General features: G+C 73.5%; 26 protein-coding genes. 15 read left to right on the top strand and 11 right to left on the bottom strand.

What is annotated here, in order from left to right; genetic code table 11:
- The first annotated feature begins 15 nt into the window (after nucleotides 1-15).
- Nucleotides 16-285 carry a hypothetical protein gene (locus tag OG332_RS09815; protein WP_319731741.1) on the top strand — a complete coding sequence of 90 codons (270 nt, stop codon included), beginning with the start codon at nucleotides 16-18 and terminating at the stop codon, nucleotides 283-285.
- A gap of 44 nt (nucleotides 286-329) precedes the next feature.
- On the opposite strand, the gene OG332_RS09810 is transcribed toward OG332_RS09815, so the two are convergent.
- Genes OG332_RS09810 through OG332_RS09800 form a run of 3 tightly spaced genes read right to left on the bottom strand, consistent with a single transcriptional unit; the run spans nucleotide 330 to nucleotide 3,372 of the window.
- On the bottom strand, nucleotides 330-1,550 hold the full coding sequence (locus OG332_RS09810; protein ID WP_327413088.1) for a CaiB/BaiF CoA transferase family protein: 1,221 nt from the start codon (nucleotides 1,548-1,550) through the stop codon (nucleotides 330-332).
- A gap of 56 nt (nucleotides 1,551-1,606) precedes the next feature.
- The gene (locus OG332_RS09805) at nucleotides 1,607-2,404 is read right to left on the bottom strand and encodes an ABC transporter permease (protein WP_327413087.1); all 798 of its coding nucleotides are present in this window, start codon (nucleotides 2,402-2,404) and stop codon (nucleotides 1,607-1,609) included.
- Nucleotides 2,401-3,372: an ATP-binding cassette domain-containing protein gene (locus OG332_RS09800; RefSeq protein WP_327413086.1), complete on the bottom strand. Its 972-nt coding sequence runs from the start codon at nucleotides 3,370-3,372 to the stop codon at nucleotides 2,401-2,403. Before OG332_RS09800 ends, OG332_RS09805 begins: the two co-directional genes overlap by 4 nt.
- Before the next feature lie 74 nt (nucleotides 3,373-3,446).
- Here OG332_RS09800 and OG332_RS09795 point away from each other — a divergent pair, with 74 nt between their 5' ends.
- The gene (locus tag OG332_RS09795) at nucleotides 3,447-4,172 is read left to right on the top strand and encodes a TetR/AcrR family transcriptional regulator (protein ID WP_327413085.1); all 726 of its coding nucleotides are present in this window, start codon (nucleotides 3,447-3,449) and stop codon (nucleotides 4,170-4,172) included.
- A gap of 55 nt (nucleotides 4,173-4,227) precedes the next feature.
- Here OG332_RS09795 and OG332_RS09790 read toward each other — a convergent pair whose 3' ends face one another.
- Entirely contained in the window at nucleotides 4,228-5,352 is a 1,125-nt protein-coding gene (locus tag OG332_RS09790) for a type ISP restriction/modification enzyme (RefSeq protein ID WP_327419160.1), read from the bottom strand.
- Nucleotides 5,353-5,519: 167 nt separating this feature from the next.
- On the opposite strand from OG332_RS09790, the gene OG332_RS09785 reads away from it, so the two are divergent.
- A complete protein-coding gene (locus tag OG332_RS09785; protein WP_327413084.1) occupies nucleotides 5,520-5,681 on the top strand; it encodes a hypothetical protein in 162 nt (53 codons plus the stop codon).
- Nucleotides 5,682-5,785: 104 nt separating this feature from the next.
- Here OG332_RS09785 and OG332_RS09780 read toward each other — a convergent pair whose 3' ends face one another.
- Together OG332_RS09780 and hmgA are read right to left on the bottom strand one after the other, a co-directional pair.
- A complete protein-coding gene (locus tag OG332_RS09780) occupies nucleotides 5,786-6,535 on the bottom strand; it encodes a GntR family transcriptional regulator (RefSeq protein WP_327413083.1) in 750 nt (249 codons plus the stop codon).
- A gap of 64 nt (nucleotides 6,536-6,599) precedes the next feature.
- Nucleotides 6,600-7,925 (bottom strand): homogentisate 1,2-dioxygenase, encoded by a 1,326-nt coding sequence (gene hmgA, locus OG332_RS09775; RefSeq protein ID WP_327413082.1) that lies wholly within the window; start codon nucleotides 7,923-7,925, stop codon nucleotides 6,600-6,602.
- Between the two features lie 259 nt (nucleotides 7,926-8,184).
- On the opposite strand from hmgA, the gene OG332_RS09770 reads away from it, so the two are divergent.
- The 8 genes from OG332_RS09770 (at nucleotide 8,185) to OG332_RS09735 (ending at nucleotide 20,389) form a co-directional block, all read left to right on the top strand.
- Complete coding sequence (locus OG332_RS09770) at nucleotides 8,185-10,323, top strand: right-handed parallel beta-helix repeat-containing protein (RefSeq protein WP_327413081.1); 2,139 nt, start codon at nucleotides 8,185-8,187, stop codon at nucleotides 10,321-10,323.
- A 255-nt stretch (nucleotides 10,324-10,578) separates the two neighbouring features.
- On the top strand, nucleotides 10,579-11,391 hold the full coding sequence (locus tag OG332_RS09765; RefSeq protein WP_327419159.1) for a hypothetical protein: 813 nt from the start codon (nucleotides 10,579-10,581) through the stop codon (nucleotides 11,389-11,391).
- A gap of 418 nt (nucleotides 11,392-11,809) precedes the next feature.
- On the top strand, nucleotides 11,810-13,111 hold the full coding sequence (locus OG332_RS09760; RefSeq protein ID WP_327413080.1) for a hypothetical protein: 1,302 nt from the start codon (nucleotides 11,810-11,812) through the stop codon (nucleotides 13,109-13,111).
- Nucleotides 13,112-13,146: 35 nt separating this feature from the next.
- Nucleotides 13,147-13,767, top strand: coding sequence for a TetR/AcrR family transcriptional regulator (locus OG332_RS09755; protein WP_327419158.1), 621 nt, complete (start codon nucleotides 13,147-13,149; stop codon nucleotides 13,765-13,767).
- 138 nt (nucleotides 13,768-13,905) lie between these two features.
- Nucleotides 13,906-16,137, top strand: a complete 2,232-nt coding sequence (locus OG332_RS09750; RefSeq protein ID WP_327413079.1) for a molybdopterin-dependent oxidoreductase — start codon at nucleotides 13,906-13,908, stop codon at nucleotides 16,135-16,137.
- A 73-nt stretch (nucleotides 16,138-16,210) separates the two neighbouring features.
- Complete coding sequence (locus OG332_RS09745) at nucleotides 16,211-17,731, top strand: CitMHS family transporter (RefSeq protein ID WP_327413078.1); 1,521 nt, start codon at nucleotides 16,211-16,213, stop codon at nucleotides 17,729-17,731.
- 97 nt (nucleotides 17,732-17,828) lie between these two features.
- Entirely contained in the window at nucleotides 17,829-19,241 is a 1,413-nt protein-coding gene (locus OG332_RS09740; protein WP_327413077.1) for an aldehyde dehydrogenase family protein, read from the top strand.
- 68 nt (nucleotides 19,242-19,309) lie between these two features.
- Nucleotides 19,310-20,389: a Zn-dependent alcohol dehydrogenase gene (locus OG332_RS09735; RefSeq protein ID WP_327413076.1), complete on the top strand. Its 1,080-nt coding sequence runs from the start codon at nucleotides 19,310-19,312 to the stop codon at nucleotides 20,387-20,389.
- On the opposite strand, the gene OG332_RS09730 is transcribed toward OG332_RS09735, so the two are convergent.
- The gene (locus OG332_RS09730) at nucleotides 20,386-20,748 is read right to left on the bottom strand and encodes an ankyrin repeat domain-containing protein (RefSeq protein ID WP_327413075.1); all 363 of its coding nucleotides are present in this window, start codon (nucleotides 20,746-20,748) and stop codon (nucleotides 20,386-20,388) included. The two genes, OG332_RS09735 and OG332_RS09730, sit on opposite strands and share 4 nt — an antisense overlap.
- Entirely contained in the window at nucleotides 20,745-21,386 is a 642-nt protein-coding gene (locus OG332_RS09725) for a TetR/AcrR family transcriptional regulator (RefSeq protein ID WP_327413074.1), read from the bottom strand. Before OG332_RS09725 ends, OG332_RS09730 begins: the two co-directional genes overlap by 4 nt.
- Before the next feature lie 79 nt (nucleotides 21,387-21,465).
- Between OG332_RS09725 and OG332_RS09720 the strand changes: the two genes are divergently transcribed.
- The 3 genes from OG332_RS09720 to OG332_RS09710 all read left to right on the top strand — a co-directional run bounded on the left by OG332_RS09720 (nucleotide 21,466) and on the right by OG332_RS09710 (nucleotide 23,705).
- Entirely contained in the window at nucleotides 21,466-22,617 is a 1,152-nt protein-coding gene (locus OG332_RS09720; RefSeq protein WP_327413073.1) for an acyl-CoA dehydrogenase family protein, read from the top strand.
- Between the two features lie 86 nt (nucleotides 22,618-22,703).
- A complete protein-coding gene (locus OG332_RS09715; RefSeq protein ID WP_319730553.1) occupies nucleotides 22,704-22,991 on the top strand; it encodes a YiaA/YiaB family inner membrane protein in 288 nt (95 codons plus the stop codon).
- 78 nt (nucleotides 22,992-23,069) lie between these two features.
- On the top strand, nucleotides 23,070-23,705 hold the full coding sequence (locus OG332_RS09710; protein ID WP_327413072.1) for a TetR/AcrR family transcriptional regulator: 636 nt from the start codon (nucleotides 23,070-23,072) through the stop codon (nucleotides 23,703-23,705).
- Here OG332_RS09710 and OG332_RS09705 read toward each other — a convergent pair.
- Nucleotides 23,696-24,157, bottom strand: a complete 462-nt coding sequence (locus OG332_RS09705) for a MaoC family dehydratase (RefSeq protein ID WP_327413071.1) — start codon at nucleotides 24,155-24,157, stop codon at nucleotides 23,696-23,698. The two genes, OG332_RS09710 and OG332_RS09705, sit on opposite strands and share 10 nt — an antisense overlap.
- Before the next feature lie 170 nt (nucleotides 24,158-24,327).
- On the opposite strand from OG332_RS09705, the gene soxR reads away from it, so the two are divergent.
- Nucleotides 24,328-24,771: a redox-sensitive transcriptional activator SoxR gene (gene soxR / locus OG332_RS09700; protein ID WP_327413070.1), complete on the top strand. Its 444-nt coding sequence runs from the start codon at nucleotides 24,328-24,330 to the stop codon at nucleotides 24,769-24,771.
- On the opposite strand, the gene OG332_RS09695 is transcribed toward soxR, so the two are convergent.
- On the bottom strand, nucleotides 24,752-25,519 hold the full coding sequence (locus OG332_RS09695; RefSeq protein WP_327413069.1) for a 3-keto-5-aminohexanoate cleavage protein: 768 nt from the start codon (nucleotides 25,517-25,519) through the stop codon (nucleotides 24,752-24,754). The two genes, soxR and OG332_RS09695, sit on opposite strands and share 20 nt — an antisense overlap.
- Nucleotides 25,519-26,100, bottom strand: coding sequence for a hypothetical protein (locus OG332_RS09690; RefSeq protein ID WP_327413068.1), 582 nt, complete (start codon nucleotides 26,098-26,100; stop codon nucleotides 25,519-25,521). The genes OG332_RS09695 and OG332_RS09690 overlap by 1 nt, the downstream gene beginning before the upstream one ends.
- Between the last annotated feature and the right edge of the window lie 88 nt (nucleotides 26,101-26,188).

The following is a 26,188-nucleotide window of genomic DNA, read 5'->3' as shown; positions in this document are numbered from 1 at the left end:
GGGTGGGGAGAGAACATGGAACAGATAGCTATGCGCAGCAGGCCGCCTCGCGTGCCTGCCATCACCTGCGGCAGCGGTGCGAGCAGTTCGCGCCTCGACCGCCATCTCGCCGTGCTGGGCGGACCCGCCGTCCCGCACCGGGAGACCGCGGAGGCGACGCTGCTGATGCGCGAGCTCACCTCCCGCGACCACACGCACCGCCTGCGGAGCCGGAGCGCGCGCGTCTCGCTCTTCGCGCCGCTGCGCCGTCTGCGTCGCACGCTCTTCGGCAGCCGCCGTTCGTAACCGTCCCCGCAGCCGTTCGCCCTCGGGCCTGCGGCTTCCCGGCCCTACCCGATCACACCGTCCCGGCGCAGTTCCGAGATCTGTGCGTCCGCCATCCCCAGGGCGCGCAGCAGGGGTTCGGTGTGTTCGCCCAGCGCGGGCACCGCACCCATGTGCGGTGCCGCGCCGCCCGGCAGCCCGATCGGCGGCAGCAGGGCCCGCAGCGGACCGGCCGGTGATCCCACCTCCCGCCATCGGTCCCGGGCCGCCAGCTGCGGATGCCCGGCCAGCTGGGCCACCGAGTTCAGCCGCGCGCAGGCGATGCCCGCCGCCTCCAGCCGCCCGATCGCCTCGTCCGCGCCCAGCCGCCCCAGGGCCTGCGCCACCACCGCGTCGGTCTTCGCCCGGTTCCCGGTGCGCGCCGCGTTCGTCGCGTACGCCGGATCCTCGGCCAACTCAGGCTGCTCCAAAACCTGTTGGGCGAGCCGACGCCACTCCCGGTCGTTCTGCACCGACAGCAGCACCCGGTCCCCGTCGGCCGTCGGGTAGGCGTCGTAGGGTGCGATCACCGCGTGCGCGAGTCCGGTGCGCACGGGCTGCTCCCCGCCGTGCATCGTGTGGTGGAGCGGATGCCCCATCCATTCGGCCAGCGCGTCCAGCATGGACACCTCCACCCTGCCCCCGCGCCCGGTGACCCCGCGGCGCAGCAGGGCGGCCAGGACCCCCGAGAAGGCGTACATGGCCGCCGCGATGTCGGCCGCCGGGATCCCCGCCTTGACGGGCTGCTCCGGGGTGCCGGTCACCGAGACCAGGCCCGCCTCGCACTGCACGAGCATGTCGTAGGCGCGCTTGTGGGCGTACGGGCCCTCGGGGCCGTAGCCGGAGACGTCCACGGCGACCAGCCGCGGGTAACGCGCGCACAGCGCGGCCGAGTCGAGCCCGAGCCGGGCGGCGGCGCCCTGTGCGAGGTTCTGCACGAAGACGTCGGCGCCGGCCAGCAGACCGTGCAGGACCTCCCGGCCGCGCGGGTCCTTCAGGTCGAGCGCGATCGACTCCTTGCCCCGGTTGGCCCAGACGAAGTGCGAGGCGAGGCCGCGCGCGGCGGTGTCGTACGCGCGGGCGAAGTCGCCGCCGTCGGGACGCTCGACCTTGATCACCCTGGCGCCGAGGTCGGCGAGCTGGCGGGTGGCGAAGGGGGCCGAGACGGCCTGTTCGACGGCGACGACGGTGATGCCGTCCAGCGGGAGCGGTTCGGGGGCCGGTGCGGGAGCCGTTTCGGTAGCCATGGGCCCTGCCTACCGGGTCGGACGGGAACTGTCACCACGTGGGGCGGTGACATGCGTCATCCGCGCGCCGCCTCCCCGCGGGCGAACCTGCGCGTGGCCAGGGGCACGAACAGCGCGAGGAGCAGCACCGACCAGAGCAGCGCCCCGGCCACGGGATGCGCCGCGGGCCAGGCGGCCCCGGCCGCCGCCTCGGCCCCGGTGTTCCCGCACAGCTCGCGCACGGCGGTGGCGACGGCGCTGATCGGGTTCCACTCGGCGACCGTGCGCAGCCACCCGGGCAGCCCGGCGGTCGGCAGGTACGCGCTGGACAGCATCGGCAGGACGAAGGTGGCACTGCCGAGCTGGCCCGCCGCCTCCTCGCTCCTGCTCAGCAGGCCGAGGTACGTGCCCGCCCACGCGGCGGCGAAGCGGAACAGCAGCAGCACGCCCAGGGCGCCCAGCGCGCCCGGCAGGCCGTTCTCGATCCGCCAGCCCATTGCCAGGCCCACCAGCATGAGCGGCACCATCGATGCGCCCGTGGTGAGCAGATCGGCCGCCGTCTGTCCGAGCGGGACGGCGGTGCGGCTCATCGGCAGGGTGCGGAAGCGGTCCATCACGCCGCGGTGGGCGTCCTGCGCCGCCGTGAACATGCCGGTCATCAGGCCGTTCGCGGCGGTTGCGGCGAGCAGCCCGGGCACCAGGAACTCCCGGTACTCGGCGCCCGGCATGGCGAGGGCGCTTCCGAATACGTACCCGAAGAACAGCAGCATGGTGATCGGCATGGTCTGGGTGAGGACCAGGAGCGCCGGGGCGTGCCGGGCCTTCTGGAGCTGGCGGGTCAAGACGGCTCCGCCGTCGGACAGCAGGGTGCTCATGCGGCGTACTCCCGATCGGCGCGGCGGGCCCCGGTGAGGCGCAGGAACACCTCGTCGAGGGTGGGCGGGCGCAGACCGGCGTCCGTGACCGGGACGCCGGCGGTGTCGAGTTCCCGGATGATCCGCGGCAGGGTGAGCCCGCTGTCGAGGACGGTCGCACCCACGGTCAGCCGCTCCTCGTCGAGCACGGGCCGCCCCCCGGTGAGCTGGTCGAGCACGCAGGCGGCGGCGGAAAGGGCCCCGCGGGCGGCGACGGTGACCTCCGCGTAGGCGCCGATGCGGGCCTTGAGCCCGGCGGGTGTGCCGGTGGCGGCCACCCGGCCGCGGTCGACGACCACGATGTCGTCGGCGAGCCGGTCGGCCTCCTCCAGGTACTGGGTGGTGAGCAGCACCGTGGTGCCCTCCGCCCCTTTGCCGACGAGTTCGCGCACCGCGCTCCAGATCTGCTCGCGGGCCGCCGGATCCAGGCCGGTGGTGGGCTCGTCGAGGAACAGCACCCGGGGGCGGGTGACCAGCCCGGCGGCCAGGTCCAGGCGCCGCTTCATGCCGCCGGACCAGGTGGCGGCCACGCGGTCGGCGGCCTCGGTGAGCCCGAACCGTTCCAGCAGTTCGTCGGCGCGGGCCCGGCCCGCGGAGCCGCGCAGTCCGGCGAGCCGGGCGAAGAGCCGGAGGTTCTCGCGGCCCGTCAGGTCCCCGTCGACGGAGGCGTACTGGCCGGTGACCCCGATGGCGCGGCGGACGGCCGCGGGGTCGCGGGTGACGTCGTGGCCGGCGACGAGGGCGCGGCCGGCGGTGGGCGCGGTGAGGGTGGTGAGGATCCGGACGGCGGTGGTCTTGCCCGCGCCGTTGGGGCCGAGGAGGCCGCAGACCGTGCCTTCGGCTACGGCGAGATCGAGGCCGCGCAGGGCGTGGACCTCCCCGTAGCTCTTCTCCAGACCCTCACTAAGTACAGCGTACGTAGTCGTCATGTGCGACACCGTACCTCACTACGTACGGCGTACGTAACTAAGATGGTGGTCGAGACGACGAGGTGATCTGAGCGATGACAGCCGGCGGGCGACCCGCTGAACCCGAAGTGATCTGGTCCCGGCCCCAGCGGGCCGGCCGCGGCCCCAGGCCCGCGCACAGCCGCGACTCCATCGCGGCCGAGGCGGTGCGGATCGCCGACGCGGAGGGGATCGAGGCCGTCTCGATGCGGCGCGTGGCCGCCGGGATCGGCGCGGGGACGATGTCCCTCTACAACTACGTGCCGCGCAAGGAGGACCTGTACGAGCTGATGGTCGACACGGTCAGCGGGGAGTACGAGCTCACCCCGCCGACCGGCGACTGGCGGGCCGACCAGCTGGCGCTGGCCCGGCAGACGCGCGCGCTGATGCACCGCCACCCCTGGCTGCCGCGCCTGCTGAGCCCCGTCTACGGCTTCGGCCCGAACGCCCTGCGCTACCTGGAGTACAGCCTGGCCTGCCTGGTGCCGCTGGACGCGCCGGACGCCGAGAAGCTGGAGCTCGTCGCCGCGGTCAACGGCACCGTCGCGACCTACGTGGCGGGCGAACTGGCGCTGGCCGAGCGGGCCCGTGCGCTGCCGTGGAGCGAGGCGGAGGAGCAGGGCGTGCGGTCGGCCTGGCTCGGCTCCCGCCTGGCCACCGGGGAGTACCCGCGGCTGGCGGCGGCCCTCGCGGGCGGCGGCCCGGTCCCCGGCGCGGGGCTGGACATGGCCGCGGTGTTCGACCGCTCCGTGTCACGGCTGCTGGGGGCCTGGGGTACGTAGGGGCGCTGGACAGTCGGTTGCGCGGGCGGGCCCGCCGCCGCCCCCGCGCCGCTGCTCAGAGGAGCGCGAACTGCCCGCCCGGGCCCTCCTCGTGGTGGTCCAGCACCGAGGCCGGGCGCCGGGCCCAGCCCGGTGGCGGCAGCACCCCGGCCGCGCGCAGCTCCCCGGCCGACAGGCCCGGCCCCGGCTCGAACGCGGCCCGCTCCGGCGCCAGATCGGCCAGCAGTGCCAGCGTGGTCACCAGGGCGAGCAGCTCCGAGGTCCAGCTCTGCGGCCAATCGGCGGGCCCCAGCGCCTCCAGCCCGTCGGCGTCCGGACCGCGGTGCGCGGTGCGCGCGGCGAACCAGGCCTCCAGCACCCGCACGCCCTGCGCCTCGTACTCCCAGGCCCCGGCCGGCACGGGGGAGACCGTGCCGCCCCCGAGGCCCAGCGTCTCGCTGTCGGCGTCGTACGCGAGCCCCTGCGGCCACGCCCCCACCGCCGAGCGGACGTACGGGCGCCGTCCGCCCGGCAGGCGCGGCGGCTCACCGCCCCGCGCCCCGCGCAGCTGGACGGTGAGCAGCCGGTGCCCCAGCTCCAGCCCGGCCCGCCAGCGTGCGGGGTCGGCGGTGAGCGGGACCTCGTGGCCGCGCGGTCCCGGGCGGCCCGCGGCGAGGACCCAGCACAGGAAGTCCTCGGGGGTGACCCAGCCCCCGTAGCGCTCGCCCAGCAGGGGCAGCAGGCCGGGGGCGAGATTGGGCTCCGCGCCGCCGGGGCGCCGGTGCAGCGGGCGGATCCGGCCGAGCCGGCCGGCCGGGAGGTGCGCGGTGACCAGCGGGTCGGGGGTCTCGACGAGGAACACCTGGTGCTCGTCCCGGACCCGCCAGAGCTCCGGCCGGGCCGTGTCGATCAGCCGCTGGTCGGGCAGGAGCCACTGCTCGTCGAAGGGCTCGCGGAGCACCCGTACGGGGTCGGGGCAGGGGCCGGGCGCGTCGGCGAAACGGGCCGTGGCCGCCGAGCGCTGGCCCGGCAGCGCGGCCGCCCCGGCGGCGGGCGTGCGGACGCGGCTCGGGCGGAACAGTCGCTCCCGCTCGGCCCCTTCGGAGCCGGTCAGGGTGGCCCAGCGGGCGCGCAGGGCCGCCGGATCGGGGGCGGCCACCCAGTCCCGGCCCAGGCGCAGGCCGCCCACGGCCCAGGGCATCAGATCGTCCAGCAGCGGTACGTCTTCGCTCACGCCGCCGATGGTAGCGACGGGATCCGATGGCCGGGCTGCGTCCAGGCCGAAGCGTTACGCTCCTTATATACGCATAAGTGACACATGCGTCACCTGCGCGTCACGCGCGTACGGGATCGACCGAGGAGACGGTCATGAGCCAGTACGACGAATACTCGACTCCGTCGCAGGCTGAGGGCGAGCGCCTCGACGAGGACATGGACGAGAAGCAGCGCAAGGAGCGGCACCCCCAGACGATGCGGACCACGCCGTCCCAGGCGGAGGGCGAGCGCACCACGGAGGCCGACGAGAAGTAGGCGACGAGTAGACCGACGAGGAGCAGGCCGCCGAGAAGCAGGCGACGAGTAGGTCGACGAGAAGCAGGCCGCTGAGAAACAGGCCGCCGACGTGACGGGCCTCGTCAGTGGGCGTCGACCGTCACGGTGAAGGAGAAACGGTCGCCGCGGTAGCGGATCCGCGCCACGTCCACCACCCGGCCGTCCTCGTCGTACGTGACGCCCGTGTAGTGCAGGATCGGGCTGAGCAGCGGGACCTGGAGCAGCTCCGCCGTCTCCGGGTCGGCCAGCCGGGCCTCCACCGTGTCCGTGATGCGGCTGATGCGGACGCCCACGACGTCCCGCAGTACTTTGGTCATCGGCCAGCGCTCCAGATCGGCGAGGTCCACCGCCTCGGCGAACTCCGGAAGCACCGCGTTCTCGGCCCAGTTGGTCGGCTCGCCGCTCTCGCGGTCGCGGCGCAGCCTTCGGTACGTGACCACCTCGGGCGTGGCCGGGAAGTGCTCCAGCAGTTCCCCGGCCACGGGTGTGCGCCCGTGGCCGAGGATCGTCGTGCGATCACCCGACTGCTGGGCCACGATCGCGTCGACCGAGCCCAGCAGCCGGACCGGGGCGCTGCGCAGCGCGCCCGGCTCGATGAAGGTGCCGCGCCGCCGGTGCCGGCTGATCAGGCCCTCGCCCTCCAGCTCCTTGAGGGCCTGCCGCATGGTCAGCACGCTCACCCCGTAGTGCTCGGCGAGCTGCTCCTCGGTGGGCAGGCGCAGCGAGGCGTCCGGAGTGCGCCCCAGTATCGAGGCGCGCAGTGACTGCGACACCTGATACCAGAGCGGCAGCTTCCGGTTCAGTACCAGCGAGTCGGGGGCGAAGGCGGTCACGGGTGGATCTCCGAACGGCTGGACAGGGGGTGACGTGCAGCGCCTGCAGGGTATGCAGTGCAGGTCAGGCGCGGAAGTGGCGCTGCAGACCCTGCCACACGTCGTCGTAGCCGCGCTGGAGGTGATCGGCGCCGGCCGCCTGGGCGGTGGCGGTGATCGGCCAGCGGGTCTCGAACATGAAGGCCAGGCCGTCGTCGATCTTCTGCGGCTTCAGCTCGGCGGCGCTCGCCCGGTCGAAGGTCTCCCGGTCGGGGCCGTGCGCGGACATCATGTTGTGGAGCGAGCCGCCGCCGGGGACGAAGCCTTCGGCCTTGGCGTCGTAGGCGCCCTCGACGAGGCCCATGTACTCGCTCATGACGTTGCGGTGGAAGTAGGGCGGGCGGAAGGTGTCCTCGCCGACCAGCCAGCGCGGCGCGAAGACCACGAAGTCCACGCCCGCCAGGCCCGGGGTGTCGGAGGGCGAGGTCAGGACCGTGAAGATCGACGGGTCGGGGTGGTCGTAGCTGATCGAGCCCAGGACGTTGAAGCGGTGCAGGTCGTAGACGTACGGGACGTGGCTGCCGTGCCAGGCGACCACGTCGAGCGGGGAGTGGTCGTAGGTGGCCGACCAGAGGTTGCCGCAGAACTTGTTGATCACCTCGGTCGGGCGCTCGACGTCCTCGTACGCCGCCACCGGGGCCTGGAAGTCCCGTGCGGCGGCGAGGCCGTTGGCGCCGATCGGGCCCAGGTTCGGCAGCTCGAAGGGCTGGCCGTAGTTCTCGCAGACGTAGCCGCGGGCGTCGGCGTCCAGCAGCTCGACGCGGAAGCGGACCCCGCGCGGGATGAGGGCCACGTCGCCCGGCCGGGCGGCGAGCAGGCCGAGCTCGGTGCGCAGGAGCAGTCCGCCGCGCTCGGGGACGATCAGCAGCTCGCCGTCGGAGTCGCTGAACACCCGGTCCGTCATGGACGAGTTGGCGGAGTAGAGGTGGATGGCCATGCCGGCGCGCTGGGCCGCGTCGCCGTTGCCGCCGAGGGTCCACAGGCCGGACAGGAAGTCGGTGCCGGGGGCCGGGTCGGGCAGCGGGTTCCAGCGGAGCCGGTTCGGGTCCGCCGCCTCGGTGAAGGGCGCGGTGCGCAGGGCCCCGTTGTCGATCCGGGTGAAGGGCGGGTGCGCGGCCGAGGGGCGGATCCGGTAGAGCCACGAGCGGCGGTTGTGGGTGCGGGGCTCGGTGAAGGCGCTGCCGCTGAGCTGCTCGGCGTAGAGGCCGAGGGGTGCGCGCTGGGGCGAGTTCCGGCCGAGCGGGAGGGCGCCGGGGACAGCCTCCGAGCTGTGCTCGTTGCCGAAGCCGGTGAGGTACTCCAGTCCCTCTGCCGTCTTCCTGGCCTGCTCGCTGCCGGCCTGCTCGCTCATGTGCTGCTCCCGCTCCGTCGAAGGAATCCTATGGTCGACAGTAGGATTCCGTGGCCCGTGCGTCAACGGGGTCTCGGGGTCTCGGGCTGCCGGGGGGCCGGGTTGTCGGGCGGGCCAGGACCCGGAATCCGGAACCCGGGACGGATTCACGCAGTCTCGGGACAGATCCGCGCAGACCCTGGACGGATTCGCGCAGTCCCGGAACGGATTCGCGCAGAAGGGGATCCAAAAAGATGAACATTGCTCTACTCTCACGCGCATGTCGTGGACCCGCAGGTTCCCTGCCGTGCCGGCGGCGCTCCTCGCCGCCCTCCTTGCCCTCCTGACCCTCTTCGCCGCGGCGCCCGCCGCCCGCGCGCACGAGGAGCGCCCGGTCACCCTCCCGGACGGCTCCGGATCCGTACCGGAATACCGCAAGGCCGAGCCCGACCTGGTCGTCTGCAAGACCGACCGGCCCGCCTTCGAACGCCGGATATCCGCCTTCCCGGAAGAGCTCCGCCAGCGCAACCTCGCCCTGTACGAGCGGTGCGAGAAGAGCGGCTACCGCCACCTCCAGGAGGCCGTCGACGCCGTCGACCGGCCCGGGATGAACATCGCGATCCTCCCCGGCCTGTACGAGGAGGAGCCCTCGCTCCCGAAGCCGACGGGGGAGTGCGCCGCACTGAAGGCCCCCGAGTCCTCACTCGGCTACCAGATCCTGTCGTACGAGCAGCAGGTCCGGTGCCGGCACAACCAGAACCTCGTCGCGATCCTCGGCAAGACGAACCTGCAGATCGAGGGCACGGGCGCGACCCGCCTGGACGTGGTCGTCGATGCCAAGTACCAGAAGCTGAACGCCATCCGAGCCGACCAGTCCAACGGCATCTACTTCCGCAACTTCACCGCCCAGCGCACCACCTTCAACTCGCTCTACGTGCTCGCGGGCGACGGCTTCGTCATCGACGACGTGCTGACCCGCTGGAACGACGAGTACGGCTTCCTGACCTTCGCCAGCGACCACGGGCTCTACAAGAACTGCGAGTCGTACGGGAACGGCGACTCCGGCATCTACCCCGGCAGCGCCTCCGACATCAACGACGGCCGCGGCTACGACGTCCCCCGCTACTCCATCGAGATCACCGGCTGCCGCAGCCACCACAACATGGTCGGCTACTCCGGCACCGCGGGCGACTCGGTCTGGGTCCACGACAACGAGTTCGACCAGAACATGGGCGGCGCCTCGATGGACAGCGCCTTCCCCGGCCACCCCGGGCTCCCGCAGAACCACGCCAAGTTCGAGCGGAACCTGATCCACGACAACAACCAGGACTACTACCACCACGTCGCCGACGGCACCTGCGCCAAGCCACCGATCGAGCGCGGCTACGAACGCGGCGTCGTCTGCCCGCAGATCTCCATGCCGCCCGGCACCGGCATCATCACCGCGGGCGGCAACTGGAACCTGTACGAGGACAACTGGGTGTACGGGCACCGGCGCGCCGGCTTCTTCCTCAGCGCGGTCCCCGCCTTCATCCGGGGCGAGGAGCAATGGTCGAAGCAGACGGACACCTCCCACCACAACCGGTACGCCGGGAACGTCATGGGCAAGGACAAGTCCGGCGCCGCCCGCCCCAACGGCATGGACGTGTGGTGGGACGGGCAGGGCCGCGGCAACTGCTGGCAGGACGGCCCCGACGGCTCCACCCCGGGCACGGTCCCGCAGTGCGGTGACCGCCGGGGCGCCGTCTCGGGGGCGTCGGCCCGGCTGGTCGGCGAACCGGTCAAGCTGGTCCAACTCCTCGTCTGCGCCGACTACAACGTCCAGGCACGCAAACTCCCGGCCGGCTGCGACTGGTACGGCGCGCGCGGCCTGGAACGGGTGGAGACCCAGCTCGCGCTCGCCGTCGCGGCCGTCCTGCTGCTGGTCGGCGGGGTCCTGTGGGGCCGCCGCCTGCGCGGCTCCCGGCTGGGCACGGCCGCCTCGCTCCTCGGCCTGGCGGGCCTGGCCCTGGACGTGGCCGGCTCCACGGCAGGGCTCACCGCCACCTTCGTCCCGGCCCTCGCCCTCTTCCTGCTCGGCCTGTGGTGGACGGGCGTCGGCCTCGCGCTGCGCCCCAGCCGCCCCTGGCTGGCCCGCCTGACCCTGCTGCTGGCCGGGCTCACCCTGCTGGATGCCTTCGACAAGGCCGCCCTGATGATCCCCTGGACCCCTCTGAGCCCCGCCTGGGTACGGGCCCTGGTGGCCGTCGTCTGGGTCCTGTGGGCGGTCGTGGCCTCGGCCCGCCCGGGCACCCCGGCCCGCCCCTCCGGCCCGGGCGGCGACCCCGCGGGCGACCGCGCCCCGGTCCCCGCCGGCCCCGCCCCGGCCCTCCACGCGGCGGCCCCCGAATCCCCGGCAACCCCGGACCCGGCCCCGTGACCGCCGCCCCGGACGCCCCGGCAGCCCCGGGACGCCACGACCACGGGAAGCCGCCCTTCGGCGCGGCGCACGCCGAACCCCGGGCGACCCCGGACCCGGACCCGGCCCCGTGACCGCCGCCCCGACCTTCACGAGCGCCCAGACCTCAGGAGGCCAGCCGTGACCGGCCGCCCCGACGACGACATCCGGTGCGACGCCTGCCGTACGCCGCCCCGCGCGGCCGGCAGGCCCCGCCGAGCCGCCCGCAGCGCGGCCCTGCTCGCCCTCGCCCTGCTTCTGGCGTGCGGCGCGGCGACGGGCTGCGGCGGACGGGCCACCACCCACCACAAGCCCGGCACCAGCCACGAGCAGGCCTCCGGCAGCGTGGGCAACCTGCTCACCGCGGACGACGGCGCCGGCCACCGGCTCCGAGAGGTCCCGGCACAGGGCGCGCCGGAGGTCCAGCTGACGGTCCGCCCGGACTCCGAGGACGGCTGGAACCTCCAACTGGCGGTGAAGAACTACCGCTTCACCCCCGACAGCACCGGCGGCGCCGCCCTCCCGGGAGCCGGCCATGCCCACCTGGAGCTCGACGGACGCAAGCTGGCCCGGCTGTACGGCCCGTGGTTCCACCTGCCCGCCACGCAGGTGCCCGAGGGCGCGCACACCCTGACCGTCCGCCTCTACGCGGACGACCACACCGCATGGGCGGTGTCCGGCAAGCCGGTGCAGGCCACGACCCAGCTCACCGCCACCCCGGGCTCCTCCGCGGGCCACGGCCACGGCGAGACCGAGGCCGCACCGAAGCCACCGGACCAGCAGCAGGCCGACCGGACGGTCACCGTCACCGTCCGGGACGGCAAGGTCAGCCCCGCCCCCGCCCGCACCGAGCTGCGGCGCGGGGAGCGCGTCGCCCTGCGGGTGACGAGCGACCGGGCGGACACCTTGCACGTCCACGGCTACGACAAGGAACTCGCCCTGCCGGCAGGCCAGGAGGCCACCCTGATCCTGACAGCCGACCGCACGGGACTCTTCGAAGTCGAAACCCACGAGTCCAACCTCGTCCTGACCCAACTTCTCGTCCGATGAAACCGCCGCCGCTCGCCGCGTGGCCCCGGACGGGCGACCGGGGCCAACGGGGCCGAAGCGCCGCACCTTCCGCCCACTTCGCCCAGGGGGCCGGCCCCTGCGCCCATCGCGGCCGAGGCGCCGGCCACGAGCCCGCCGTCGCTCCGGTCGCCCCCGGCGGGGCAGCGGTCCGACGGGATCCACCCCGCGGCAGCCTCGCCCGGCTCCCAGGACCCGGACCAGGACCCGGACCCGGACCAGGACCAGGACCCGGACCCGGACCCGGACCCGGACCCGGACCGGGGCCCGAGTCCGAGTCCGGGACGTCAGTCCTCTCAGGGCGTGTCCGCGGCGGGACGCCGCCCCTGGCCGGCCGGTGGTGAGCCCCGTCGGGCCGGGCCCCGCCCCGGGCGCGGTCGGTGGCGGGGTCGGTCAGGGCGTGGTCCTTCACCCGACCGATCCGCTCACCGCGCTCGCGCACGGGATCGGCTCCCAGCACGATCTGCCGATCTCTCCCTTCTACGCCTTCGCCGGTGCCTTCGCCGCACTGTTCGTCTCCTTCCTCGCGCTCGGCCTCCTCTGGTCCACCTCCCGCTTCCGCGGCGAACGCTCGGGCCTCGCCCTGCCCGCCGTCCTCCAGCGGGTGGCCGACGCGCCGACCACCCGAACCACCCTGCGCGGACTGGGACTCGCCGCCGCACTCGCCGTCCTGCTCCACCTCCTCCTCGGTCCCGACGACCCCGCGCACAACCCCGCTCCCGGCGCCGTCTACGTCCTCCTCTGGGTCGGACTCGTGCCCGCCTCCCTCTTCCTCGGCCCCGTCTGGCGCCTGCTCAACCCGCTCCGCACCCTGCACCGCCTGCTCTCCCGAGCCCTGCGCCGCCCCGGTCCCGGTCGCCCCCTCCCCGCCCGGCTGGGGCAATGGCCCGCCGCCGTCGGCCTGTTCGGCTTCACCTGGCTCGAACTCGTCGCTCCTGATCCCGCATCCACCACCACCCTCCTGATCGCCCTCGCCACCTACGCAACCACCCAGCTGCTGCTCGCCGCCCGCTTCGGCGAGCGCTGGTTCGACGACGGAGACGCCTTCGAGGCGTACTCCGCCCTCCTGGCCCGGCTCTCCCCCCTCGGCCGTCGCAGCGACGGCCGCCTCATACTCCGCAACCCCTTCCGCGGACTCGACGCGACACCCGAGCGGCCCGGACTCGTCGCCACCGTCTGCGTCCTGCTCGGCTCCACCGCCTACGACGGTTTCTCCGACAACCCCTCCTGGATCAACGCCCTACAGACCTCCCCCCTCGGCCGCACCCCCGCGGCCACAATCGGACTGCTCGCCTCCATCGCCCTCGTCGCCACCCTGTACTGCCTGTGCGCGGCGGCCACCCGCCTCGTCAGCGGCCCGCACCCCGGCCCGCTGACCGCCTTCGCGCACTCACTGGTACCGATCGCACTCGGCTATCTCATCGCCCACTACTTCTCCCTCCTGGTAGTCGAAGGACCACGCACAGTAAGCATGGCATTGGGCACTGACAACGCCCCAGAACCCGCCCCACCGCTGGGTCCCGGGACCCTCGCCGCCCTCCAGGTCGTCGCCGTCGTCACCGGGCACGTGCTCGGCGTGGTCGCCGCACACGACCGCTCCGTACGCCTCTTCCCGCCGGCCAAGGCGGTGGCTGGACAACTGCCGCTGCTCGCGCTGATGATCACGTACACCGTCGGCGGTCTCAGCCTCCTGCTGAACTGAGGCCCCCGCCGACCCCGGAAGCGAGGAGGGGCATGATGGACCCCGTGCCTCCCGCCCACTCACTGCGCCGCACGCCCGTGCAGCAGCGCAGCGCCGACCGGCTCGCCCGGATCCTCGACGCCTGCGCCGAGCTGCTGGACGAGACCGGGTACGAGAACCTCAGCACCCGCGCCGTGGCCCTGCGCGCCGGAGTGCCGATCGGCTCCGTCTACCGCTTCTTCGGCAACAAGCGGGCCGTGGCGATCGCCCTCGCCCACCGCAACCTGGACCGCTACGCCGACGGCATCGCGGACCGGCTCGCCGACCTCCCGGCCACCCACTGGCGGCCGGTCGTGGACGCCGTACTGGACGAGTACCTGGCGATGAAGCGCAGTGTCCCCGGATTCGCGCTCGTCGACTTCGGAGTCCCCGCACCGCCGCCCGAGGGCCCGGAGGCCGACCCCAACCACCAGGTCGCCGCACGCCTGACCGAACTGCTCTCCACACACCTCGGCCTGACCCCCGACGCCGCCCTCGAACGGGCGGTCCTCGTTGCCGTCGAAGCCACCGACGCCCTCATCCAGCTGGCCTTCCGGACCGATCCGGCCGGGGATCCCGGCATCGTCGCCGAGACCCGCGCGATGATGCACGCCTACCTGGCCCGCGTACTGGACTGATTTCTCCCCGCCTCTCCCTGCCCGATCTCTCCCCGCCCCGCAATCGGTCCCGCACGCCCCTCCCCTCCGTCCCTACCGGTCGGTATGCTCGGTGTTCCCCGCGTGCCCGTGCCGCAGCCTGCCGCCCATGGAGGGCCCATGCCCCGCACCGCCCTGCGCATCTGCCCCCTCTGCGAAGCCACCTGCGGCCTCACCCTGACGATCGAAGGCGCCGCGGTCACCGGCGCCCGCGGTGACCGCGACGACGTGTTCAGCAAGGGCTTCATCTGCCCCAAGGGCGCCGCCTTCGGACAGCTCGACGCCGACCCCGACCGGCTGCGCACTCCCCTCGTCCGTCGCGACGGCCGCCTGCAGGAGGCCACCTGGGAGGAGGCCTACGACGCCATCGCCGCCGCCGTTCCCGCGCTCGTCCGGGAGTACGGGCCCCAGTCGGTCGGCGTGGTCCTCGGCAACCCGAACGTCCACACCATGGCGGGCGCCCTCTACCCGCCGCTGCTCCTCAAGGCCCTGGCCACCCGTAACCTCTTCACCGCCAGCACCCTCGACCAGATGCCCAAGCACGTCTCCAGCGGGCTGCTCTTCGGCGACCCCTTCGCCATTCCGGTGCCCGACCTCGACCGGACCGACTTCCTGCTGCTCCTGGGCGCCAACCCGGTCGAGTCCAACGGCTCCCTGTGCACCGCCCCCGACTTCCCCGGCAAGCTCAAGGCGCTGCGCGCCCGCGGCGGCACCCTGATCGTCGTCGACCCGCGCCGCACCCGTACCGCCGCGCTCGCCGACCGTCACCTCGCGCCGCGCCCCGGCAGTGACGCGCTGCTGCTCGCCGCCCTCGCGCACACGCTGCTCGCCGAGAAGCTCGCCGCCCCCGGCGTCCTCGACGAGTGGACCGAAGGACTCGGGGAACTCCCCGCCGCGCTCGGGAGTTTCACTCCTGAGGCCGTGGCCCCCGCCTGCGACCTCCCGGCCGACGAGATCCGCACCCTCGCCCGCGAGCTCGCGGCCGCGCCCACCGCCGCCGTCTACGGGCGGATCGGCAGCTGCACCGTCGAGCACGGCACGCTGGCCAGCTGGCTGGTCGACGTACTGAACATCCTCACCGGCAACCTCGACCGGCCGGGCGGAGCCCTCTTCCCGCTCCCGGCCGCCGGCCCGCGGCCCCGCCCCGCCGGGCCCGGCAAGGGGTTCGCCGTCGGCCGCTGGCACAGCCGGGTCAGCGGTCACCCCGAGGTCAAGAGCGAACTGCCCACCGCCGCTCTGGCCGAAGAGATCGAGACACCGGGGGAGGGGCGGATCCGCGCCCTGATCGCCGTCGCCGCGAATCCCGTCCTGTCCGCACCCGACGGCGACCGGCTCGACCGGGCGCTGGCCGGCCTCGACTTCATGGTCTCGGTCGACCCGTACCTGAACGAGACCTCACGCCACGCCCACGTCGTCCTGCCCCCGCCGCCGCCCTCGCAGAGCGCACACCACGACTTCGCCTTCAACGGCTTCGCCGTCCGCAACCAGGTGCGCTACACGCGCGCCGCCGTCCCCCTCGAAGCCGGCCGCCTCGACGAGTGCGACATCCACGCGCGCCTCGTCCTGGCCGTCTCCGGCATGCACGGTTCGGCCGGACCGGAGGCCGTCGACGAGCTGGCCGTCCAGGGCACCCTCGCCAAGGAGACCGCCGACCCGTGCTCTCCCCTCCACGGGCAGGACCCGGCGCGCCTCGTCGGCCTCCTCACCGGTGAGAGCGGCCCCGAGCGCCGACTCGACCTGATGCTCCGACTCGGGCCGTACGGAGACCGGTTCGGCGCCGCGGCCGAGGGGGAACTCAGCCTGGAGCGGCTGCTCGCGCACCCGCACGGCATTGACCTGGGCCCGCTGCGGCCCCGGCTCCCGGGCGTGCTGAGGACCCGCAGCGGCAGGATCGAGCTGCTCCCGGACCCGATCGCGGCCGAGCTCCCCAGGCTGCGCGCGGCGCTCGCCGACCGCCCCACCACCCTGGTGCTCGTGGGCCGCCGCCATCTGCGGTCCAACAACAGCTGGTTGCACAACGTTCCGGCCCTCACCGGAGGTTCCAACCGCTGCACCCTGCAGGTCCACCCGCAGGACGCCGGCCGGCTGGGCCTCACCGACGGCGGCCGGGCCCGGATCACCGCCGAGGGCGGGAGCCTGGAGGTGCCGGTGGAGGTCACCGACGCCGTCCGCACCGGCGTGGTGAGCCTCCCGCACGGCTGGGGCCACGACCGTGCGGGCGCCCGGCTCGCGGTGGCCTCCGCCGCGCCCGGTGTCAACGTCAACCAGCTGCTCAATGGCACCCGGCTCGACCGGCTGTCCGGCACGGCGGTGCTCAACGGTTTCCCGGTCGAGCTCACACCCCTGCCCTGAGCTGGGGTTTTGCTCGTATTGCTCACGCGTAGACGTCTTGTTGGCCCCAGGAGGCGGCACCTACCTTCCCCCCATGCTGACCTTCCTCGGCTTTGCCATGATCGCGACCTTCCTGGTCCTGATCATGATGAAGAAAATGTCGCCCATCGCGGCGCTCGTCCTCATCCCCGCACTCTTCTGCGTGTTCGCAGGCAAGGGCGCGCACCTCGGCGACTACGTCATCGATGGCGTCGGCAAGCTCGCACCGACCGCCGCCATGCTGATGTTCGCCATCGTCTACTTCGGCGTGATGATCGACGTCGGCCTCTTCGATCCGATCGTTCGCGGCATCCTGCGCTTCTGCAAGGCGGACCCGATGCGGGTGGTGGTCGGAACCGCCGTCCTCGCCGCGATCGTCTCGCTCGACGGCGACGGATCGACCACCTTCATGATCACCGTTTCGGCCATGTATCCGCTCTACAAGCGCCTCGGCCTGAGCCTGGTGGTCATGACGGGTGTCGCGGCCACGGCCAACGGCGTCATGAACACCCTGCCCTGGGGCGGCCCCACGGCGCGCGCCGCCACCGCCCTCAAGCTCGACGCCGCCGACATCTTCGTCCCGATGATCCCGGCCCTCGCGGTGGGCCTGCTCTTCGTGTTCGTCCTGGCGTACGTCCTCGGCGTCAAGGAGCGCCGCCGGGTCGGCCTCCTCGTCCTTCCCGGCGAGGTGCCGGAGTCGGAGCCGAAGTCGCAGCTGGACTCGGAGCTGGAGCTGGAGCCGAAGCCGGAGTCCGCCTCCCTCGTCGCGGCCGGAGCCGGTCTCCGTACCGGTGGCGCCCCCGGCTCCGGCCCGGAGTCCGGTTCCGATGCCGGTTCGGAGTCCGGCTCCGGCTCGGGGTCCGCGGAGGCTCCCGAGGCCCCCGGGTCCGACGGCGGCCACGCGTCCGCCACCCCGCCCGGCGAGGGAGACGGCTTCCAGGGCCTCGACCCGCAGCGCCCCACCCTGCGCCCCCGCCTCTACTGGTTCAACGCCGGCCTCACCATCGCACTGCTCACCGCGATGATCATGGAGGTGCTGCCCATCCCGGTGCTGTTCCTGCTCGGCGCCGCCCTCGCCCTCACCGTCAACTTCCCGCACATGCCCGACCAGAAGGCCCGGATCGCCGCCCACGCCGACAACGTCCTGAACGTCGCCGGCATGGTCTTCGCCGCCGCCGTCTTCACCGGAGTCCTCACCGGCACCGGCATGGTCAAGCACATGGCCGACTGGCTCGTCGGCGCCATCCCCGAGGGCATGGGCCCGCACATGGCGCTGGTCACCGGGCTGCTCAGCCTGCCGCTCACCTACTTCATGTCCAACGACGGCTTCTACTTCGGCGTCCTGCCCGTCCTCGCCGAGGCCGGCGCCGCCCACGGGGTCTCCCCGCTGGAGATCGCCCGAGCCTCCCTCGTCGGTCAGGCGCTGCACATGTCCAGCCCGCTGGTTCCGGCCGTCTACGTCCTCGTCGGCATGGCCAAGGTCGAGTTCGGCGACCACACCCGTTTCACCGTGAAATGGGCGGCTCTCACCTCTCTCGTCGTCCTCGCGGCAGGGATGCTTTTCGGCATCATCTGACCCTGCCCACCCCTGGCCGAGAAAAACTACCGACGCTAGTTTGTAGGGTGTCGGAGAGGTCGGATCCACGCGCAGATGCGTACTCGGGAGGAATGCCATGAAGGCCCAGGACGGGATGTACATCGACGGCGCGTGGCGGCCCGCCGTCGGAGCCGACCGGATCGAGGTCGTCAATCCGGCCGACGGCCAGGTCATCGCCGAGGTCCCGGCCGGCACCGAAGAGGACGTGGACGCGGCCGTGCGCGCAGCCCGTGCGGCCCTGCCCGGCTGGGCGGCCACGCCTCCGGCCGAGCGGGCCGCCCTGATCGGCGCGCTCCGCGACGCACTGCAGGCCCGCAAGGGCGAGTTGACGGAGACCGTCACCGCCGAACTCGGAGCCCCGCTCCTCTTCGCGAAGGCGGTCCACGTCGGAGGGTCGATCGCCGTCACCTCCTCCTCCGCCGAGATGGCCGCCTCGTACGCCTTCGAGGAGCGCATCGGGAACTCCACCGTCCTGCTGGAGCCGGTCGGTGTGGTCGGAGCCATCACGCCCTGGAACTATCCGCTGTACCAAGTCGTTGCAAAGGTGGCACCCGCTCTCGCCGCCGGCTGCACCCTCGTCCTCAAGCCGGCCGAGGACACCCCGCTGACCGCACAGCTCTTCGCCGAGGCCGTGCACGACGCGGGGATCCCGGCCGGAGTCTTCAACCTGGTGACCGGCACCGGTCCGGTCGCCGGGCAGGCGCTGGCCGCGCACGAGGGAGTCGACTTCGTCTCCTTCACCGGCTCGACCGCCGTCGGCAGGAAGATCGGCGCCACGGCCGGCGCCGCCGTCAAGCGCGTCGCCCTCGAACTCGGCGGCAAATCGGCCAATGTCATCCTGCCCGGGGCCGACCTGGCCACGGCCGTCGCGGCAGGCGTCGGCCACGTCATGAACAACACCGGCCAGAGCTGCAACGCGCTCACCCGGATGCTCGTCCACCGCGACCAGTACGAGGAGGCCGTCTCGCTCGCGGCCGCCGCCGTCGCCGAATACCCCACCGGCGACCCCCGCGAGGCGGGCACCCGCATCGGCCCGGTCATCAACGCGAAGCAGCACGAACGCGTCCGCGGCTTCATCGCCAAGGGCGTGGAGGAAGGCGCGCGCCTCGTCGCGGGCGGGCTCGACGCGCCGCACGCGCAGGGCTACTTCGTGGCCCCCACCGTGTTCGCCGATGTCACGCCCGACATGACCATCGCCCAGGAGGAGATCTTCGGCCCCGTGCTGTCGATCCTCGCCTACGAGGACGAGGAGGAGGCTCTGCGCATCGCCAACGGCACCGTCTACGGCCTCGGCGGCGCCGTCTGGGCCGCGGACGAGGAGACGGCCGCGGCCTTCGCCCGCCGTATGGACACCGGGCAGGTGGACATCAACGGCGGCCGCTACAACATCCTCGCGCCCTTCGGCGGCTACAAGCAGTCGGGTGTCGGCCGCGAGCTGGGCCCCCACGGCCTGGCGGAGTACCTCCAGACCAAGTCCCTGCAGTTCTGATCCCGCGACACCTCCGCGTTCCCGGCCCCCTCCGCCCTCCCCAGCACCGGAAAGACGAGACGACGACCATGGTCCGCGCCGCCATCCTGCCCGCCGTCGGAGCTCCGCTGGAGATACGGGAGATCGTGCTGCCCGATCCCGGCCCCGGGCAGGTCCGGGTGCGGCTCGCCGCAGCCGGGGTCTGCCACTCCGACCTCTCCCTCACCAACGGCACCATGCGGGTCCCCGTGCCCGCCGTCCTCGGCCACGAGGGCGCGGGCATGGTCCTCGCCGTCGGGGAGGGCGTCACGCACGTCGCGCCCGGCGACGGCGTGGTGCTCAACTGGGCCCCGTCCTGCGGGGAGTGCCACCACTGCACGATCGGCGAGGTCTGGCTCTGCGCCAAAGCGCTCACCGGAGTCGGGGCGGTCTACGCGCACGACGCGCAGGGCACCGAGCTGCACCCCGGGCTGAACGTGGCCGCCTTCGCCGAGGAGACCGTCGTCGCGGCCAACTGCGTGCTGCCCGCGCCCGCCGGGATCCCGCTGGCCGAGGCCGCCCTGCTCGGCTGCGCCGTCCTCACCGGCTACGGGGCCGTCCACCACAGCGCCCAGGTCCGCCCGGGCGAGTCGGTGGCCGTCTTCGGTGTCGGCGGGGTCGGGCTGGCCGCGCTGCAGGCCGCCCGGATTGCGCAGGCGGGCCCGGTCATCGCCGTCGACGTGTCCCCGGCCAAGGAGGAGCTGGCCCGCGCGGCCGGGGCCACCGAGTTCGTGCTCGCCTCCGACACCACCGCCCAGCAGATCCGCGCGCTCACCGCAGGCCAGGGCGCGGACGTCGCCGTCGAATGCGTCGGCCGGGCGCAGACCATCCGCGGAGCCTGGGAGTCCACCCGCCGGGGCGGCCGCACCACGGTCATCGGCATCGGCGGCAAGGAGCAGCAGGTCACCTTCCACGCCCTGGAGATCTTCCACTTCGCCCGCACCCTCACCGGCTGCGTCTACGGCAACAGCGACCCCGCCCGCGACCTCCCGGTGATCGCCGAACACGTCCGCGCGGGCCGCCTCGACCTCGGCGCCCTGGTCACCGACCGCATCACCCTCGACGGCATCCCGGCGGCGTTCGACGCCATGCTGGCGGGCAAGGGCGGCCGCTCCCTGGTCGTCTTCTAGCCGCACCGCTGCCCCGGCCCGGCGGCCGGCCGCACCGCTGCCCCGTGCCCAACCGGCGCGGCCGATCTCAGCCAGGTCGGCACCGAGGAGGACTGGAGCAGTGAGGCGACCGCGTAGGCCCCGGCGGCGACCGCGCGCAGCAGCGGGGTCAGCCCGTCGGGGCCCTGGCGGTCGAGCCCCGCCCCGTGGCCGCGCAGGGCGTCGACCACCGGGTGCGCGCCACGGTTCGCGGCGATCTCCAACGCCGTCAGGCCGTCCGCGCCGAGGGCCTCCAGGTCGGGCTCCGCCAGCAGGGCGCGCACGCGCGCCGCGTCGTCGGCCCGCGCCGCGGTGATCAAGGGGGTGTCCCCGTGCGTCACGCAGTCTCCTTCAACGCCTCGTACTGGAGGGCCAGCCCGTCCAGCAGCGCCGTCAAGCCGGTCTCGAAGGCGCCCTCGTCCACCGCGCGCCCGCGCTCCGCCAGCAGGTGGGCCTGGCCCAGGTGGGGATAGTCCGCCGGGTCGTATGCCGCGCGGTCGTCCACGAAACCCCGGGCGAAGGAGGCCACCGCCGAGCCCAGGACGAAGTACCGCATCAGCGCGCCGATCCGGGTCGCCTGCGCCGGTGGCCAGCCGGCCGCCGTCATCGCGCCGAACACCGCGTCCGCCAGCCGCAGTCCGGCCGGGCGGCGCCCCGGCCCGCAGGCCAGCACCGGCACGATGTTCGGGTGGTCCGCGAGTGCGTCACGGTACGAGTGCGCCCACGCGTGCAGGGCGGCCCGCCAGTCCCGGCCGCCATCGAACATCGACAAGTCGACGCGCGCGCTCACTGAGTCCGCCACTGCGTCCAGGATCTCGTCCTTGGTGCGGAAGTGGTTGTAGAGCGAGGGCCCGCTGACGCCGAGCGCGGCCGCGAGCCGCCGCGTCGACACCGCCTCCAGCCCCTCCGCGTCCACCAGCGCGCCGGCCGCCTCGACGATGCGGTCCCGGCTGAGGAGGGGCTTGCGCGGTCTGGCCATGCGCCACATAGTAGGGCCTGGCCACCATAAACTACCGGTGCTAGTTAAATGCTCCGGACGAGACGCCCGGAGGTGCCCGGTGGATCTGGAACTGAGCGAGGAGCAGAGCGCCGTACGCCGGCTCGCCCGCGAGTTCACCGAGCGCGAGGTCGTCCCGTACGCCGCCGCGTGGGACCGGGCCGAGAGCGTGGACCGGGCCATCGTGAAGAAGCTGGGCGCGCTCGGCTTCCTCGGCCTGACCGTCCCCGAGGAGTACGGCGGATCCGGCGGAGACCACCTCGCCTACGTCCTGGTCACCGAGGAGCTCGGACGCGGCGACTCCGCCGTGCGCGGGATCGTCTCCGTCTCCCTCGGCCTGGTCGCCAAGACGATCGCCGCCTGGGGGACCGAGGAGCAGAAGCGGGCCTGGCTGCCCCGCCTGTGCTCCGGTGACGCGCTCGGCTGCTTCGGACTGACCGAGCCCGGCACCGGCTCCGACGCCGGCAGCCTCACCACCCGCGCCGTGCGCGCCGGGGACGCGTACGTCCTCGACGGCAGCAAGATGTTCATCACCAACGGCACCTGGGCCGATGTGGTGCTGCTCTTCGCACGCACCGGCGACGAGCCCGGCCACCGCGGCGTCTCCGCCTTTCTCGTCCCCACCGACACTCCGGGCCTGACCCGCCGCGAGATCCACGGCAAACTCGGCCTGCGCGGCCAGGCCACCGCCGAACTCTCCCTCGACGGCGTCCGCGTGCCCGCCTCCGCGATGCTCGGCCCCGAGGGCAAGGGCTTCTCGGTCGCCATGTCCGCCCTCGCCAAGGGCCGGATGTCGGTCGCCGCCGGCTGTGTCGGCATCGCGCAGGCGGCGCTGGACGCGGCCGTCTCGTACGCCGCCCAGCGCGAGCAGTTCGGCAAGCCGATCGCCCACCACCAGCTGGTGCAGGAGCTGATCGCCGACATCTCGGTTGACGTGGACGCGGCCCGGCTGCTGACCTGGCGGGTCGCGGACCTCATCGACCGCGGGCAGCCCTTCGCCGCCGAGTCCTCCACCGCCAAGCTCTTCGCCTCCGAGGCCGCCGTGCGCGCCGCGAGCAACGCCCTCCAGGTGCACGGCGGATACGGCTACATCGACGAGTACCCGGCCGGCAAACTGCTGCGCGACGCCCGCGTGATGACCCTGTACGAGGGCACCAGCCAGATCCAGAAGCTGCTCATCGGCCGCGCCCGCACCGGGGTTTCCGCCTTCTGAGCCCCGACGGACCGCCGGACCGGCTGAGTATCCGCATGAGTACCCGTGCGGATGTGCTCGATCCCGTCCCGCCCGATGCTCGACCCATGAACGAGACACCGGTCAAGCAGCAGAACACGGGGGCGTACTACGGCCAGGCCGTCGCCTCCTTCGGCATCGCCATCGGCGCCGTGGCTGTGGGGATCTACAACATGGAGGTGGACGGCTGGGTGCGCGGTTTCCTGGGCATCGCGGTCCTGTACCTCACCACCTCGGCCTTCACCCTCGCCAAGGTGATCCGCGACCGCCAGGAGGTCACCCAGATCGTCAGCAGGGTGGATCAGGCCAGGATGGAGAAGATCATGGCCGAGTACGACCCCTTCGCGCCGAAGTAGTCGGCCCGGGTGCACTAAGCGCTTGCTCACCCTCCGGTAAGGTGTTCACTTCCACACGGGTGAAGAGGTGAGCGAGCGATGGACAGCGCGGAGGAGACGGTCGACGGCTACCGGCCGTGGTCCGAGGTCACCCCCGACGCCGCGCGGCGGCTGCTCGTCGCCGCCGTCGAGGCCTTCGCCGAGCGCGGGTACCACGCCACCACCACACGTGACATCGCGGGCCGGGCCGGCATGAGCCCGGCCGCCCTCTACATCCACTACAAGACCAAGGAAGAGCTGCTCCACCGGATCAGCCGGATCGGCCACGACAAGGCGCTGGAGATCCTGACCACGGCGGCCGACGGCCCCGGCTGCGCCGCCGAGCGGCTCGATGCCGCCGTACGGTCCTTCGTGCGGTGGCACGCGGCGCATCACACGACCGCGCGCGTGGTCCAGTACGAGCTCGATGCTCTCGCTCCGGAGCACCGCTCCGAAATCGTGGCACTGCGCCGGCAGAGCGACGCCGCCGTCCGCCGGATCCTCGCGGACGGGGTCGCTGCGGGGGAGTTCGACGTCCCGGACGTGCCGGGCACCACCCTCGCGGTGCTCTCGCTGTGCATCGACGTGGCCCGCTGGTTCAGCGTGGCCGGACAGCGCACGCCCGACGAGGTCGGCGGGCTCTACGCCGACCTCGTGCTCCGCATGGTGGCCGCGCGGCCGCGCCCTCAGAAGTAGTAGCGGGACACCGACTCGGCCACGCACACCGGCTTGTCGCCGCCTTCGCGCTCGACCGTGACGGTGGCCGTGACCTGCACGCCGCCGCCCGCCTCCGTGACCTCCGTGATCACGGCCGTGGCGCGCAGTCGCGAGCCGACCGGTATCGGCGCGGGGAAACGGACCTTGTTCGTCCCGTAGTTGAGACCCATCCGCATGCCCTCGACCCGCATGATCTGCGGCACCAGACTGGGCAGCAGGGACAGCGTCAGATAGCCGTGCGCGATGGTGGAACCGAAGGGTCCGCCCGCCGCCCGCTCCGGGGCCACGTGGATCCACTGGTGGTCCCCGGTGGCGTCCGCGAAGAGGTCGATCCGCTTCTGGTCCACCTCCAGCCACTCGCTGGGACCGAGCGGCTCGCCGACCCCGGCGCGCAGTTCCTCGGCGGACGTGAAGACCCTCGGCTCGGCCATGCCCTGTTCCTGCCTCTCGCGGACAACTCACGGACAACTGACTGACAACGGACGGACGACTGACGGACAACGGCGAATGGACGGCGGGCCGGCAGCGGACGAATAAGCGCTTGCTCAGCATGCTGGGACCGCATGTGTATGTCAACGGACCGCCGACTACGCTCGGCCGGGTGCCGCAGATTCCCGAGAAAGTCCACGAGCTCACCGTCGGCCAGCTGTCCGCCCGTAGCGGCGCGGCCGTCTCCGCACTCCACTTCTACGAAGCCAAGGGCCTGATCAGCAGCCGCCGCACCGCCGGCAACCAGCGCCGCTACACCCGTGACGCACTGCGCCGCGTCGCCTTCGTGCGCGCCGCCCAGCGCGTGGGCATCCCGCTGGCCAGCATCCGCGAGGCCCTCGCCCAGCTCCCCGAGGAACGCACCCCCACCCGCGAGGACTGGGCCCGCCTCTCCGAGGCCTGGCGTACCGAGCTCGACCAGCGGATCATGCGGCTCGGCCGGCTGCGCGACCACCTGACGGACTGCATCGGCTGCGGGTGCCTCTCGATGAAGACCTGCGCCCTGTCCAACCCGGACGACGTCTTCGGCGAACGCCTCACCGGTTCGCGGCTGTAGCCCCCGCGGCCGCGCCCTCCGGCGCCGGTCCCCGGGAAGCCGCCACCAGTTCTCGGGCCGCCGCCACCAGTTCGGCATTCGACCCGGCCGGCCGCCCGTCCGGCAGGTGCAGTACGTCGCCCACGCCGGTCCGCGCACCCGTTCCGCACCGCGCGGCCAGCCGCAGCACCGGCCAGGCGGCCGCCTCCCGTCCGTACACCAGGACCGCCACCGGCGGCAGCCCGCGCAGCCCGGCCACCAGTGCCGGATCGGCCGCGGCGAGTTCGGCCACGAGCCGGACCCGCCCCGGTTCGCGCACCGGCCAGGCCAGGAACCGTGCCGTCGGCTCCGGTCCGGCCGGTCCGCCCAGCGGCACCACCGCGTCCACCGCTACCCCCCGCGCCAGCAGCGCCCGCGCCAGCTCGCCGGCCCCCGCCTCCCCGAAGTCCACCACCGCCCGGTCCGGCAGCACCGTCCACGAGCGCACCCGCTCCAGCCGCCCCGCCGGATCGGGCTCGGCCCCGATGCCCGCCGGCACCGACAGCGGTACGCGGACCCCCGCGCCCCGCATCGCCGCCAGCACCGGCCCCACCACCCGCGGCGAGAGGCTCTCCCGCCCGCACGGCGTCCGTGGGTGCACCAAGACCTCCCCGGCCCCCGCGGCGACCGCCGCCAGCGCCGACTCCGCCAGATCCGCCGGAGACATCGGCACGGCCGGGCCGTCGGCGCCGTTGCGGGCACCGTTCACCGAGGCCAGCAGCAACGGCATCACGCCGCCCCCGCCTGGGGCGTCTCCGTCAGCGCCGGTCTCGGCACCACGATCCCGCAGCCCGCGCACACCGGTCCGTCCCAGGCCCAGGCCCCCTCCCACGGCCCGGCCGCAGCCACTGCCGGCCACCGCAGTTCGGTGTCCCCGCAGACCGGGCACGCCGTCCCCGGCTCCGACTCCAGCGCCCGCACCAGCCGCCGCAGCACCTCGCCCAGCGCCCCCTCCGGCCGCACTCCGGGATCCGCGCACCGCACCACGGCGTCCCCGCTCCCGCCCCACGCCCACTCCGGCCGGCGCAGCCCGTCGTGCTTCTCCCGGCGGCGCCGTTCCGCGAACTGGCGCTCGTACTCCAGCCAGACCGCCCGCGCGTCCTCCAGTTCCTCCAGCGCGGCGACCAGCCGCAGCGGATCCGCCCCCCGGTCCTCGGGCGCGATCCCGTGCCGGTCGCACAGGTGCCACCACGTGGCCCGGTGCCCGTACGGAGCGAACCGCTCCAGGCAACGGCGCAGCGAATGGCGCCGCAAGGCCCGGTCATTGCGCGCGTCGCGCACCTGGTAGGCCAGACTCCGGAAACCTGCCATCACACCATCACCTCCGCCGATGTGCCCAACATGCCCTGCCCGGGCCGGGCGCATGCGGGGGCGGTCGAGGCGTGCGGGTGGCACATGG

It is taken from the genome of Streptomyces sp. NBC_01233 (genome assembly GCF_035989305.1).
GTDB lineage: Bacteria > Actinomycetota > Actinomycetes > Streptomycetales > Streptomycetaceae > Streptomyces.
This window is presented reverse-complemented; position numbering and strand designations above follow the sequence as displayed.

What these genes read in the sequence shown, in the direction of transcription:
- OG332_RS09755 (WP_327419158.1), top strand. Translation starts at nt 13,147, where the DNA reads ATGGACCCCGTGCCTCCCGCCCACTCACTGCGCCGCACGCCCGTGCAG.
- OG332_RS09705 (WP_327413071.1), bottom strand. Translation starts at nt 24,157, where the DNA reads ATGGCCGAGCCGAGGGTCTTCACGTCCGCCGAGGAACTGCGCGCCGGG.
- OG332_RS09690 (WP_327413068.1), bottom strand. Translation starts at nt 26,100, where the DNA reads ATGGCAGGTTTCCGGAGTCTGGCCTACCAGGTGCGCGACGCGCGCAAT.
- OG332_RS09735 (WP_327413076.1), top strand. Translation starts at nt 19,310, where the DNA reads ATGGTCCGCGCCGCCATCCTGCCCGCCGTCGGAGCTCCGCTGGAGATA.
- OG332_RS09740 (WP_327413077.1), top strand. Translation starts at nt 17,829, where the DNA reads ATGAAGGCCCAGGACGGGATGTACATCGACGGCGCGTGGCGGCCCGCC.
- OG332_RS09725 (WP_327413074.1), bottom strand. Translation starts at nt 21,386, where the DNA reads ATGGCCAGACCGCGCAAGCCCCTCCTCAGCCGGGACCGCATCGTCGAG.
- OG332_RS09710 (WP_327413072.1), top strand. Translation starts at nt 23,070, where the DNA reads ATGGACAGCGCGGAGGAGACGGTCGACGGCTACCGGCCGTGGTCCGAG.
- hmgA (WP_327413082.1), bottom strand. Translation starts at nt 7,925, where the DNA reads ATGAGCGAGCAGGCCGGCAGCGAGCAGGCCAGGAAGACGGCAGAGGGA.
- OG332_RS09695 (WP_327413069.1), bottom strand. Translation starts at nt 25,519, where the DNA reads ATGCCGTTGCTGCTGGCCTCGGTGAACGGTGCCCGCAACGGCGCCGAC.
- OG332_RS09810 (WP_327413088.1), bottom strand. Translation starts at nt 1,550, where the DNA reads ATGGCTACCGAAACGGCTCCCGCACCGGCCCCCGAACCGCTCCCGCTG.
- OG332_RS09800 (WP_327413086.1), bottom strand. Translation starts at nt 3,372, where the DNA reads ATGACGACTACGTACGCTGTACTTAGTGAGGGTCTGGAGAAGAGCTAC.
- OG332_RS09805 (WP_327413087.1), bottom strand. Translation starts at nt 2,404, where the DNA reads ATGAGCACCCTGCTGTCCGACGGCGGAGCCGTCTTGACCCGCCAGCTC.
- OG332_RS09790 (WP_327419160.1), bottom strand. Translation starts at nt 5,352, where the DNA reads ATGCCCTGGGCCGTGGGCGGCCTGCGCCTGGGCCGGGACTGGGTGGCC.
- OG332_RS09750 (WP_327413079.1), top strand. Translation starts at nt 13,906, where the DNA reads ATGCCCCGCACCGCCCTGCGCATCTGCCCCCTCTGCGAAGCCACCTGC.
- OG332_RS09785 (WP_327413084.1), top strand. Translation starts at nt 5,520, where the DNA reads ATGAGCCAGTACGACGAATACTCGACTCCGTCGCAGGCTGAGGGCGAG.
- OG332_RS09815 (WP_319731741.1), top strand. Translation starts at nt 16, where the DNA reads ATGGAACAGATAGCTATGCGCAGCAGGCCGCCTCGCGTGCCTGCCATC.
- OG332_RS09770 (WP_327413081.1), top strand. Translation starts at nt 8,185, where the DNA reads ATGTCGTGGACCCGCAGGTTCCCTGCCGTGCCGGCGGCGCTCCTCGCC.
- OG332_RS09715 (WP_319730553.1), top strand. Translation starts at nt 22,704, where the DNA reads ATGAACGAGACACCGGTCAAGCAGCAGAACACGGGGGCGTACTACGGC.
- OG332_RS09745 (WP_327413078.1), top strand. Translation starts at nt 16,211, where the DNA reads ATGCTGACCTTCCTCGGCTTTGCCATGATCGCGACCTTCCTGGTCCTG.
- OG332_RS09795 (WP_327413085.1), top strand. Translation starts at nt 3,447, where the DNA reads ATGACAGCCGGCGGGCGACCCGCTGAACCCGAAGTGATCTGGTCCCGG.